The sequence below is a fragment of the Indolivaga macrotermitis genome (assembly GCF_900128985.1).
Lineage (GTDB): Bacteria > Bacteroidota > Bacteroidia > Bacteroidales > Dysgonomonadaceae > Dysgonomonas_A > Dysgonomonas_A macrotermitis.
The window spans coordinates 112,502-125,030 of sequence record NZ_FQUC01000007.1 but is presented as its reverse complement, the minus strand read 5'-3'; the positions used below and the strand labels follow the sequence as shown (position 1 = coordinate 125,030).

Here is a 12,529-nt window from a genome sequence, read left to right as displayed (position 1 = left end):
TATCTGAATAAGAATGTATACAGACGAATATTATATGCAACGGTGTTTACAGCTTGCTGCTAACGGCAGTGGGCACGTTTCTCCTAATCCGATGGTGGGTGCAGTTGTGGTTCACAAAGGAAAGATCATAGGCGAAGGTTATCACCGTGAATATGGTAAAGCTCATGCTGAGGTAAATGCTATCAATAGTGTGAAAGATAAAAGCCTGCTTTGTGAATCGACAATTTATGTGTCGCTCGAACCATGTTCGCATTATGGAAAGACTCCACCGTGTTCGCAACTGATAATAGACAGCCGTATTCCCAAAGTAGTGATTGCGACACTCGATCCGTACTTTAAAGTCTCGGGACGTGGTATAAATATGTTGAAAGAAGCCGGAATAGAAGTAAAAACAGGGGTGCTTGAGGCAGAAGCCCGCAACTTAAACAAAGGTTTCTTTGCCGCTCAGCAGGAAAACAGGCCTTATATATATTTGAAATGGGCTCAGACCAGAGACGGATATATTGATCGTGCCAGAGTAGAAGGAAAACCGAAGATACCGACGCCTATTTCGAATACTTATACCCGTATGTTGGTACATAAAATGAGATCTGAAGTTGCCTCTATTATGGTGGCTACCAATACTGCAGTGAATGATAATCCGTCGTTGACGACCCGCTATTGGGCCGGCAGGAATCCTGTGCGGCTCATTCTGGACCGCTCTTTGCGCGTACCATCCGATTATCAGGTGCTCGATGATAATGTCGATACTATTGTGTTTTGTGAAAAAGCTCCCGAAAATAATAACCGGAAAAGGACTTCTTTTGTAGAAATACCTTTTGGAAAGGAAATGATTCCCGTAATTATGAGGGAATTACACAGCCGGAAGATTAATTCGGTTTTAGTAGAAGGCGGTGCCCTTCTCCTGCAATCTTTTATCGATGCAAAAGCTTGGGACGAGGCTTATATCGAAGTCGCCGATATTATATTTGAGAGCGGTGTAAAAGCCCCTCGGATCGATGGTGTTCTTATAGATGATAAAGAGATTGGCTGTTCGCAGGCAATACATTTAAGTAATGTAGAGAAATATAAAATATTATAAATATTGGTTTTCTGCGAGTTTAAGTGGAAAATCTTTCTATTTTTGCACATTGATACTGTATAAAAACTGTATAAACAAAATGAATATAAAGTATATAATCTATTTATTTCCCAGCCTGTTTCTTTCTTTTTTATTCTCGTCATGTAATGATAGTAGTAGTACAACAGATTACACTTCTTCGTCGAAAGATGCACAGATATATTCATTTTCTATGGTTGCTCCTGTTCGGCAAGTGTCTGATTCTCTGGAGCAGATCGAACAAAATAGCATATTTGCAATAGTCAATAAAACTAAGTTTTCGATAGATCAGGTTAGTGGATCTATATATAATCAGGATTCCATGCCTTATGGAACTATCCTTGAGAAGGTGGCATTATCCCTTACATTCAATTCGACGTACGGAGTATCTAAGGTTACTATCTTTAGCCCTGACTCGATAAACGGATATGACTGGAATCTGTCGGATTCTGTTTTTGTTGGAAAAGCGCCTATGTCTTTCAAAGTAGCATCTTATGGAGGAACATCCAAAACATATAACTTCGATATACGTATTCATAAAGTAGATCCCGATACTATCTTGTGGGATAAGATGTCTTCTTATCCGGCATCTATAGGAGAGTCTAAAACCCTGTTGGCAAAAGATGAGCAGGATGTACCTTCGTTCTTCACATATACAATTGTAAACGGAGCTGCCAAGTTGTATTCAACAGCAGTGAATTCTATAGTATGGAAAGAACAAACTTTAACAGGTATGCCCGGTACATTCAACCCTAAGAGTATCTCGGTATTGAATGATGTGTTTTACGGAATAGATAAATCCGGTACAGCGTACAAATCAACTACAGGAACAACCTGGTCGAAACTGACATCCAACAAGGTGGTAGAATCAATATTGGGAGTGTTACCTGCCGAGAACAGAACGGATGATCAGCTTTTAGTTACATTTGAGGAAGATGGTAGCTATTACTTTGGTAAAACAAAAGATATGCAGACTATAACTCAGGTCGAATACCTTTCTGTTTCGCCGGCTGATAATACTGTGCCTGCAAACTTCCCGTTGAAGGGAGCTTCTGATTATACCAATTTCTCCACAACGAAAAATAGCCGCATGCTGATTATTTCGGGAGGAGTAAGCCAGTCGTCGGTTAATTTGCCTACAACATGGTTGGTGAAGAATACCGATCAGGGACTGGAATTAAGTCCTTATTCGAAAAATTCACTTTTCTCGGGAACAGGGGTGTCGCTGTTCGCTTATGACAGTAAGATGTATGTATTGCAACTGAATCAATTTTATATATCGACAGCGTGGGGCGAAAAGTGGGAAGAAGCACCGTCAAAACAGATGTTGAGTTCGCAGATAACAAAAAGAAAAGATCAGTCTGTTATAGTAGACGATCAGAATTATATTTGGATATTCGGAGGAGTATCCGAAAGTGGTACATACCTCAATGATGTATGGAGAGGACGGTTAAATAGTCTTATCCCCTGATCATCAGTATTTGCAGGTTTGAAACCTTTAACTAAATGAAGCTAAGGCAAAATAAAGAAAAAGTATGTGGCATCTTATTGTTATTCGTAATTCTTATTTTCCCTCAAAAGGGTTTTGCTCAGGAATATGAATATGAAATAGGAGGCACTTTAGGCACGTCTTTTTATATGGGAGATGCCAATAAGTCAAAGCTTTTTCAGAGCCCTCATTTAGCGACAGGTGTGATTTTCAGGTACAACCGTAATTTCAGGTGGGCTTACAAAGGCAATTTTCTGATAGGAGGGGTTTCGGGAGATACCCGCAAATCGGGAAATGTATTTCCGGGAGGAGAGAACGCTTCGTTTAGCCGTACATTTTATGAGCTGGGAGGACAGGTCGAGTATAATTTTTTTCATTATAGCGATAAGTACCAGTATTTGGGTACCAGACGCTTATCTCCTTACCTGTTTACCGGATTAGGGGTAACGTATGGGAGTGGTGATAAGTCTTTCTTTGGGGCTAACCTGCCTTTGGGTATCGGACTTAAATATAAATGGAAGGAAAGGCTGAATGTAGGTTTCGAATTCTCGTTTCGGAAGCTCTTTGGAGATTCATTTGATGTGACATCCAAAAGCGACGGATTTAATTTGGAAGACCCCTACAAGATAGAGAGTAATTTTTTTAAGAATAAAGATTGGTATGTGTTAACCATGTTTTCCATAACCTGGGATTTCGGTGTCCGTTCCAAATCGTGTATAAACAGTCTGTATTAAGAATTAAAATATAAAAAATGGCTTTTTTAGAGGATATAAGTAAAGAAAGGATCCCACAGCATGTTGCTATCATAATGGACGGCAACGGGCGTTGGGCTAAACAGAGAGGCCTCGATCGTACTTTCGGACACAAAGAAGGAGCCGAATCAGTACGTGCAATAACAGAAACAGCCGCCAGACTGGATATCAAGTATGTTACATTATATACTTTTTCGACCGAAAACTGGAACCGCCCAGAAGAAGAAGTATCTGCATTAATGGATTTACTGGTCGAGTCTGTAGTTCATGAGACTCCGTCACTTCTAAAAAACAACATAAGGCTCAAAGCTATCGGCGATATTCAACGCTTACCGGATACTACCCGGGCTGCACTTGATAAATGTATTGATGATACATCTCAGTCTTCGGGGTTAACCATTGTATTAGCTATCAGTTATTCTTCGAGATGGGAGATAACCAATGCCGTACAACATATCGCTGAGGATTTCAAAAACGGGCTGATAAAAGATATTGATGAAACTACTGTATCGGATTACCTTACTACCCGGGAAATACCAGATCCCGACCTATTGATCCGTACCGGAGGCGAATTCCGTATCAGTAATTTTCTTTTGTGGCAAATAGCATATGCCGAATTGGTTTTTTCGGATGTGTTATGGCCTGATTTCAGAGAAGAGGCTTTTTGTGATTCTATTCTCGATTATCAGACAAGAGAAAGACGTTTTGGAAAAACAAGCGAACAAGTTAAGGGCTAATCAGAATTAAACAAAAATAAAAATATGTTCAAAAGAGGTTTATTTGCTTTATCATTCTCTCTATTTGTCTTCAATTTTGGAGCAAAGGCTCAGGTTGCGGACTCAGTTTCGGTAGAAGCCATTAATAAGGTGTTAGCAAATACGACACAGTCTTCGAAATTACCGCTTCCGGTAATAACATACTCTCTTACTCCCCAGAAATACGAAATTGCAGACATTACGATCTCGGGTTTAAAGAATGCGCTCTATGAAGACTATGTATTGATTAGTTTTTCGGGTTTGTCGGTTGGCGATAAAGTAGATATTCCCGGCTCGGAGATAACCAATGCGGTGAAACGTTTTTGGAAACAAGGATTATTTTCGGATATAAAGATTACCGCGACAAAAATAGAAGGTGATAAGATCTGGCTGAACCTTGAGTTAACAGACCGTCCACGTATTTCCGATATCTCATTTACCGGAGTAAAGAAGGGCGAAAGAGAAGATCTGGAAAGTAAAATAGGTGTGGTAAAAGGAAACCAGATAACACCTAACATGGTAGACCGTGCCAAGAGTATAATCAAAAAATACTTCGAAGGAAAAGGTTTTAATAATGCGATTATAAACATCACCCAAACAGAAGACCTGTCTAAAGAGAACCAGATTATTTTGGGTATCGATGTAAATAAAAAGGAAAAAATCAAAGTTAACAATATTGTTTTCGAAGGTAATGAGGAAGTCAATGCCAAGACATTGGAAAAGGCGATGAAGAAAACTCGCCATAAACATACGATGTCTGCAAAAATCAGGAACTTCCTACGTTCGACAAACTATGTTCCCGAGAGCTATGAGGAAGATAAAGAACACCTTATAAGTAAATACAATGAGCTTGGATACCGTGATGCCCGTATCTTGTGGGACACTGTATATAAGTATAATGATAAGAAAGTAAACATCGATATAAAACTGGAAGAAGGGCAGAAATATTATGTCCGTAAGATTAACTGGGTTGGTAATACCGAGTTCTCGACAGACCAGTTAAATATGGCTTTGAATATGAAAGCCGGAGACATTTACAATCAGAAAAAATTGAGTGACCGTTTGGTTGCAGATGAAGATGCTGTAGGTAATGCCTTCTATTATAATAACGGTTATATATTCTATCAGGCCGATCCTGTGGAAGTGAATATCGAGAATGACTCGATCGACCTCGAAATCCGTATTGTTGAGGGGCCAAAAGCAACTATCCGTAAAGTCTCTATCTCGGGTAACGACCGTCTATATGAAGATATTGTCCGCCGTGAGTTGAGAACTAAACCCGGAGCATTATTCAGCCGTGACGATTTGATGCGTTCGCTCCGTGAGGTTGCCCAGATGGGACACTTCGACCCAGAGAAACTTCAGCCGGATATTCAACCCGACCCGGAATCGGGAACTGTGGATATTGCTTATCCGTTGGCATCGAAAGCCAATGACCAGATCGAGTTCTCAGCAGGATGGGGACAAACCGGAGTATTGGGACGCTTAAGCTTGAAGTTTACGAACTTCTCATTGAAAAACCTGTTGAATCCCGGTTCTTATAAAGGAATCATACCTCAGGGAGAAGGACAAACATTGCAGTTGAGTGGACAAACCAATGGTAAATACTATCAATCCTATTCGATTTCGTTTACCGATCCATGGTTTGGTGGCAAGAGACCTAATTTCTTATCAGTAGGAGCTTATTACTCTGTGCAAACAGGTGTGAACAGCAATTATTACAACAACAGCTATTATAACAATTATTACAGCAGTTATTATAATTCGGGTTACGACAATAGCTATTATAACAATGCGCTTGACCCTGATAAGTCGATCAAAACATTGGGTCTTTCGGTTGGTTATGGTAAGCGTTTGAACTGGCCTGATGACTATTTCCAGATAGAAGCCGGATTGTCTTACCAGTTGTATAAAATGAAAAACTGGGAATACTTCCTTGTTCCTAACGGATCGAGCAACAATATCAGCTTGTCATTAACCCTGTCACGTAACTCTATGGACCAACCTGTATATACCCGTCGTGGATCACAATTCTCGTTGAGTGTACAGGCAACTCCTCCATATTCGGCATGGGACGGAAAAGACTATGCGGCAATTGCTCTTAATGAAGATGGAACAGAATCGGGTGAAAAATACCGCTGGGTTGAATACCACAAATGGAAATTCAAATCAAAAACATTCGTATCTCTGATGCCTTCTATCCAAAAAACTCCGGTATTGATGACCCGTGCCGAGTACGGATTTGTAGGATATTATAACAAACATAAGAAATCGCCATTCGAAACCTTCTATATGGGGGGTGACGGTATGTCGGGATATTCATCGGGATATGCCACAGAAACAATCGGGCTCCGTGGTTACGAAAACGGATCTATCGGATATTACTCTAGTGCCTACACACGTCTGGCTTTGGAGTTAAGATATCCTCTGATACTCGAACCTAGTTCTACCATCTATGTACTTTCGTTTGTAGAAGCAGGTAATGCGTGGGATAATATTAAAGACTTTAATCCTTTTGATCTGAAACGTTCTGCCGGATTCGGTGCGCGTATCATGCTTCCTATGATCGGGCTTATCGGTATCGACTGGGCATACGGTTTCGATAAGGTGAATGGCAGCAGGCAATATAGCGGTAGCCAGTTCCACTTTATTATCGGACAGGAATTCTAATTTTAACACTATTTGGGTATCTGTAAATAAACTATTTGGCGAAATAAGCGTCTTTTATGTATAAGCACATAAAATTTCAGGAAATATGAAGAAGTTAGTTTTATTATTCGGGCTATTCGTAGCATTTACGGCAAGCAGTTATTCGCAAAAGTTTGCGTTGATAGATATGGAATATATTCTAAAGAACATAAGTAGCTACGAAACAGCCAACCAGCAATTGGAGGCTGTATCGAAGAAGTGGCAGTCGGAAGTAGAAACTGCGCAGCAACAGGTTCAGAATATGTATAAATCATATCAGTCGGAACAAGTTTTCTTATCGGCAGAACAAAAGACCAAAAAAGAAAATGAGATTGTAGAAAAAGAAAAGGAAGCACAAGAGTTGAAACGGAAGTATTTTGGTGCTGACGGCGAATTGTTCAAAAGACGCGAAGCACTTATAAAACCTATTCAGGATGATATCTATAATGCTGTAAAAGAAATTTCGGAAGCCAAAGGATATCAGTTGATTCTGGACAGGGCATCGGCGAGCAGCGTGATATTTGCATCACCCCGGATTGATATCAGTAATGAAGTTTTAGCGAAACTCGGATATTCAAAATAAATTATTTACATTTGTGCGTAAATAATTGAAAGTAAAAGTAAAAATTATAACAAGAAACACGAAAAACTATGTTTAAGAAACTTATTATCCTTTTGATCGTTATAGCGCCTATGGCTGCATTTGCTCAGGACAAGCTGGCATACATCAATACTCAAGAGGTATTTACTCAGATGCCTGAGATTAAAAATGTTGAGACTCAACTAGGAGCTAAACAAGAAGAGATCAAAAAGAACCTTTCAGCTATCCAAGCTGAGTATGATAAAAAAATCGAAGAATTCAAGGCTTCAGGTCAGGCTACAGATGCAGTAGCACAAGATCAGGCAAGACAATTGCAACAAATACAAGAAAGATACGAAACATATCTTCAAAACAGCGATAAAGAATTTTCTGATTTGCGCCAACAATTACTAGCACCGCTACAACAAAAAATGCAGGCTGCTATCAAATCAGTAGGCGATAAAAACGGATTTACTTATATCATCGAAGTTGGTGCTGCACCTTATATCTCGGCAAGTGCTGTAGATGCAGGTAAATTAGTAAAAACTGAACTTGGCATCAATTAATTTGTAAAGCCAAATTTACTATAAATAATAAGGGTGGCCTATGTAAATGTGCCATCCTTTTTCATTTTTAATCATAATTGAATTATGCATTTTAACCGGATTTTATTTACGATATTAGCTGCATTGCTGATATTTACGTCGTGTAATCAGTCATCTGATCTGAGCAATGCTATTCCAGCGGATGCGAATTATATTCTTAGAATCGATACTAAATCTCTTGTTGAAAAATCTCAGTACGATCTTTTCAAGAACCCTACCGTTCAGCAGGGTCTCAATATGTACAGGGTTTTCTTGAAAGATGATGCAAAAATTAAATTGCTGGATGATTTCCTGAAAAATTCCAATGCTCTGGGCTTGGACGTAAAAGGCGAAGTGTATGTATTCTCTAACCTGAAAGTGTATGGTGTTGTTATAGGTGTTAATGATGCCGATAAGCTGAAAGAAGTTGTTAGCGGATTGTATCCCGGAAGCGATTTGAATGTCACTAAAGATGGTAATACCTATTCGATAACTCCGGGCAGCGATGGCGCTATTGCATGGAACAATAAACGTTTTGTTATACTGGCAGACATACGTAATGCATATAACGATCCGGGCAATGCTGCCGATGCGTTGGATGTTAACCAACTGTCTAAAGACTTGTTGGTACAAGGTGCCGATAAGAGCATTAATTCGAACAAAGAATATGTTGAATTTGCGAAAACTCAAAAAGATTTCTCGGTATTCTTTTCGATGAAAGGCTTGGATAAAATGGAGTCTCTGGGGCTGTCTTATCTTCCTTACGGATTGTCGTATATGGATCCTATGAAAAAGATGCTAAGCCAGTTCGAAGGTGTATCTACCGGAGTTAACGGGTCATTCGAAAAAGGAGAAATTGTTCTGTCAAGTAAATACTATTTCGAATCTGCAGAATCTGAAAAGAAATTTAAGGATCTGGCAGCCCAGATGTCGGGAACGATAAAGGGCGACCATCTTAGGTTTATAGAGTCTGACCCTGTTGTTGCTTTTACAGCTAATGTTAAGGGTATGGGCGTATTTGACTATCTGAAAACACTGGGAATTATATCCAAATTGGACTCCGACAGCCGGGATGCTAAAGTTAAAGAACAGTTACTGTCCATTCTTCAGTCATGCGAAGGAGATGTAACTATGGCTTTAACGTCTTTCGAGAAGAAGAATAGTAATACAACTCAGCCCGATGTAGTGGTTGAAGATACAAAGATAGAAGGCGATTCGAGTGTATTGGATGAAGAGCTCGTATTCGAAGACGGATCTAATACTCTTGACAATGTTTCTCCTAAATTCTATGTGATGGCTGATGTTTCTAAGCCGGATGATATCAAACGCTTATTAAGTGATTTGATAAAAGAGAATGAATTTGTTTGTGAGAATCTCGAAGAAGGAAAATATCTGGTGGATCTGGATGGCGAGAAAGTATATTTTGGTGTAAATAAGAATACTTTCTTTGCAACCAATAATAAATCGGTATATGATAACCTCAATAAAGACGGTTTGAAGAATAATTATACTGAATTGGTCAAAGGTAAATCTGTTATATTCTTTGGTGACTTTGCTAAGCTTAAAGATCTTTCGGGCATAGACAGATCAACCGCTCAGTTCCTGCCATATCTGTCACCTTTAGATAAATATCAGTACACAGCTAATACTTCCGATCTGTCTGGTGAAGGTAAAGTAACCTTTGTAGATAAGGACAAGAATAGCCTGGCTGTTATCTGCGACCAGATAGACAAAGCGATAACAAACTTAGGCTCTATGTTCTAAGAGAATGGAAAAGATTTTTCTCAATAATACACTACCTGACATATTCTCGTCGGAAACAGACCTTCGTTCTGAAATCTGGAAACACAATGTTTCTTTCGAACGGGGAGGGCGCTATCTGATAGAGGCCAGTTCCGGTACAGGAAAAAGTTCGCTCTGTAGCTATCTATATGGCTACAGGGCCGATTATTCCGGCGATATCCTGTTTGATAATCAGAAAATAAGGGATCAGAAAGTGTCTTTTTGGGATACTATACGAAGCAGGCATCTAAGCTTGTTATTTCAGGAACTGTGTTTGTTCCCCGAATTGACAGCTTTAGAAAATGTTTTGCTCAAAAACAATCTGACCAATTACAAGTCTGCTGCCGCTATAGATGATATGTTCGACCAGTTGGATATTGCAGGAAAGAAAAATACACTAGTCGGTAAAATGTCGTGGGGACAGCAACAGCGGGTAGCATTAATACGCTCGTTATGCCAGCCTTTCGACTTTATTATACTTGATGAACCTATCAGCCACCTCGATGACGAAAATGCCCGTAAAATGGCCGAATTGCTGCTGCACGAGTCGGAGGAACAGAATGCAGGTATCATCGTTACTTCTATAGGGAAACACCTTCCTCTCGATTATTCTAAAGTATTGCTACTATGAAACTGGTCTGGAAATTACTTCGGGAGAATATCAGCAAGGCCCAATTAATAGGCTTTGGTTTTGCAAATCTGATCGGTTTGAGCATCATACTGCTGGCTATTCAGTTCTATATGGACATAAGCCCTGTATTTAGCGAGAAAGACAAACTTTTCAAAAAAGACTATGTAACTGTATCAAAACAAGTGGGTTTGATAAGTGGACTGACCGCTCGGTCTGGCGGCTTTTCGTCTGCAGAGATAGAAGATTTGGAGAAGCAACCATTTGTAAAAAAAGTGGGAGCTTTTACTCCGTCCCAGTTTAGTGTATTTGCCGGATTCAACAACCAGAATATGGGAGTGGGCTTCAATACCGAAATGTTCTTCGAATCTGTTCCCGATGATTTTATTGATGTAAAATCTGAAGACTGGAAATTCTCACCGGAAGATACAAGTGTACCTATTATATTACCAAAGAATTATCTTGACCTGTATAATTTCGGCTTTGCCGAATCCAAATCAATGCCGAAGCTGACAGAAGGGCTGATCGGATTGGTCAATCTTGATATTACTATATTTACCAAATACAAGGAGCCAAAGCAGATGAAGGGGCGTATAGCCGGTTTCTCTAACCGGATAAATACGATACTTGTTCCGCAGTCATTTATGACATGGGCTAATGCTCATTATGGAAATAATATGGAAGTACATCCTGCAAGGTTGATTGTAGAGATAAGCAATATTGCTGATCCTAATCTCGACAGCTACTTCAAAACGAAAGGCTATGAAATAAGCGGAGATAATACTACTGCCAGCAAAATGGCGTTTTTCCTGAAAATAATAGTAGGGATAGTACTGATTGTGGGGGTCGTTATATGCTTCTTATCGTTCTTTGTACTCGTCCTGAGTATCTATTTGCTATTGGAAAAGAATATGAGCAAACTACGGACATTGAGGCTCATTGGCTACAGTAAATCGTATGTAGTGCGCCCTTACGAAATTTTATCGGTGGCACTTAATTTTATAATATTGGTTTTGTCTTTGGCTGTGGTGTTGATAGCCAGAGGTAAATATCTGAATGAGATAAACAAAGTTCTTACCACAATCGAATTGGCATCACCTGTTTGTATTATCGGTATAGGTGTGGGTATATTTGTCTTACTGTCTCTGTTGAATATTCTTATTATCCGGCGTAAGGTAAGCTGATAGAAGAATTGAACAGAGCCTTTACAACCACTTTTTCCTCCTGAAATAATATAAGATAACACCTGAAGACGCAATCATCAGTATAATGGCTATAATGTAGCCGTAATCCCAGTGTAGTTCGGGCATAATATCGAAGTTCATCCCGTAAATACTTGCTATGAGGGTAGGGGGCATAAAGATCACCGATATAATGGTAAACATCTTGATGATTTTATTCTGCTCGATGTTAACAAACCCCAGAAACGTATCCTGCAAATAGTCGAGACGGTCGAAACTAAACCGTATATGTTCGAGCAACGAATTAATGTCTTTTACAACGATAGTCAGTTTGGCATGCAATTCGTGAGGGATGAGTTCGCTTTTCAGCATATTGGATACCGCCCTTTGCTTCTCGATAATGTTTTCGCGAAGCAGCATAGTTTTTTCCTGCAGGTCTTTTATTTCCATCAAGAGTTCAGCATCTGCTTCTTCCATGGTGAGGCTGTTACTGAGGATGGTAATTCTTTGGGTCATCTCTTCGATCATATCAGCATCCACCTCTACACGGGTTTCGAGCAAGGCTACGAATACATGGTATCCGGTAGGATAGTTTTTGGGGCTGGCGGATATTTTCTTTACCGTTTCCTGAAACGAGGTCAGATCTTCGTCACGTACGGTTATCAGTATATTGTCTTTGAGTATGAACGATACCGGCTCTCTTTCGAAATTGAGCCGGAGGAAGTTGAAGTTGACCACAAGCGAATCACTCGTTTCCATATAACGCGACGACATCTCGATCTCGATCATTTCTTCCTCTTCCTGAATATAAATTTTCAGGTAGTCTTCGAGTTCGTTTTCTATTTCCTCGTCTACATTATTAAGGTCTATCCATAAGAAATTCTTGATAGGCGTCGTTTTCAAGAATTCAATGCTCCGGCTTATACGGATGACATTGTCTTTGTGGTAAAACAGTCTTACTTCTGACATAATACTCCGTTTTTCTTCGTTA

The 12,529-nt window shown here is 39.7% G+C and carries 11 protein-coding genes; 10 read left to right on the top strand and 1 reads right to left on the bottom strand.

What is annotated here, in order from left to right:
* The first annotated feature begins 13 nt into the window (after positions 1 to 13).
* The 10 genes from ribD to BUC12_RS10800 all read left to right on the top strand — a co-directional run bounded on the left by ribD (position 14) and on the right by BUC12_RS10800 (position 11,541).
* Positions 14 to 1,081 (top strand): bifunctional diaminohydroxyphosphoribosylaminopyrimidine deaminase/5-amino-6-(5-phosphoribosylamino)uracil reductase RibD, encoded by a 1,068-nt coding sequence (ribD, locus tag BUC12_RS10845; RefSeq protein WP_062179559.1) that lies wholly within the window; start codon positions 14 to 16, stop codon positions 1,079 to 1,081.
* 79 nt (positions 1,082 to 1,160) lie between these two features.
* Positions 1,161 to 2,570: a DUF6242 domain-containing protein gene (locus BUC12_RS10840; protein ID WP_062179556.1), complete on the top strand. Its 1,410-nt coding sequence runs from the start codon at positions 1,161 to 1,163 to the stop codon at positions 2,568 to 2,570.
* Positions 2,571 to 2,605: 35 nt separating this feature from the next.
* Positions 2,606 to 3,322, top strand: coding sequence for a type IX secretion system protein PorG (porG, locus tag BUC12_RS10835; RefSeq protein WP_062179552.1), 717 nt, complete (start codon positions 2,606 to 2,608; stop codon positions 3,320 to 3,322).
* Positions 3,323 to 3,339: 17 nt separating this feature from the next.
* Positions 3,340 to 4,077 (top strand): isoprenyl transferase, encoded by a 738-nt coding sequence (locus BUC12_RS10830; RefSeq protein WP_062179550.1) that lies wholly within the window; start codon positions 3,340 to 3,342, stop codon positions 4,075 to 4,077.
* Between the two features lie 24 nt (positions 4,078 to 4,101).
* The gene (locus BUC12_RS10825) at positions 4,102 to 6,765 is read left to right on the top strand and encodes a BamA/OMP85 family outer membrane protein (RefSeq protein ID WP_062179548.1); all 2,664 of its coding nucleotides are present in this window, start codon (positions 4,102 to 4,104) and stop codon (positions 6,763 to 6,765) included.
* 85 nt (positions 6,766 to 6,850) lie between these two features.
* On the top strand, positions 6,851 to 7,366 hold the full coding sequence (locus BUC12_RS10820) for an OmpH/Skp family outer membrane protein (RefSeq protein ID WP_062179545.1): 516 nt from the start codon (positions 6,851 to 6,853) through the stop codon (positions 7,364 to 7,366).
* A 68-nt stretch (positions 7,367 to 7,434) separates the two neighbouring features.
* Positions 7,435 to 7,929, top strand: coding sequence for an OmpH/Skp family outer membrane protein (locus tag BUC12_RS10815; protein ID WP_062179542.1), 495 nt, complete (start codon positions 7,435 to 7,437; stop codon positions 7,927 to 7,929).
* A gap of 84 nt (positions 7,930 to 8,013) precedes the next feature.
* The gene (locus BUC12_RS10810) at positions 8,014 to 9,711 is read left to right on the top strand and encodes a DUF4836 family protein (protein ID WP_062179539.1); all 1,698 of its coding nucleotides are present in this window, start codon (positions 8,014 to 8,016) and stop codon (positions 9,709 to 9,711) included.
* Between the two features lie 4 nt (positions 9,712 to 9,715).
* Positions 9,716 to 10,360, top strand: a complete 645-nt coding sequence (locus BUC12_RS10805; protein ID WP_062179536.1) for an ATP-binding cassette domain-containing protein — start codon at positions 9,716 to 9,718, stop codon at positions 10,358 to 10,360.
* Positions 10,357 to 11,541, top strand: a complete 1,185-nt coding sequence (locus tag BUC12_RS10800) for a hypothetical protein (protein WP_062179532.1) — start codon at positions 10,357 to 10,359, stop codon at positions 11,539 to 11,541. Before BUC12_RS10805 ends, BUC12_RS10800 begins: the two co-directional genes overlap by 4 nt.
* 21 nt (positions 11,542 to 11,562) lie before the next feature.
* Here BUC12_RS10800 and corA read toward each other — a convergent pair whose 3' ends face one another.
* Positions 11,563 to 12,507, bottom strand: a complete 945-nt coding sequence (corA, locus tag BUC12_RS10795; RefSeq protein WP_062179529.1) for a magnesium/cobalt transporter CorA — start codon at positions 12,505 to 12,507, stop codon at positions 11,563 to 11,565.
* Positions 12,508 to 12,529 lie beyond the last annotated feature (22 nt).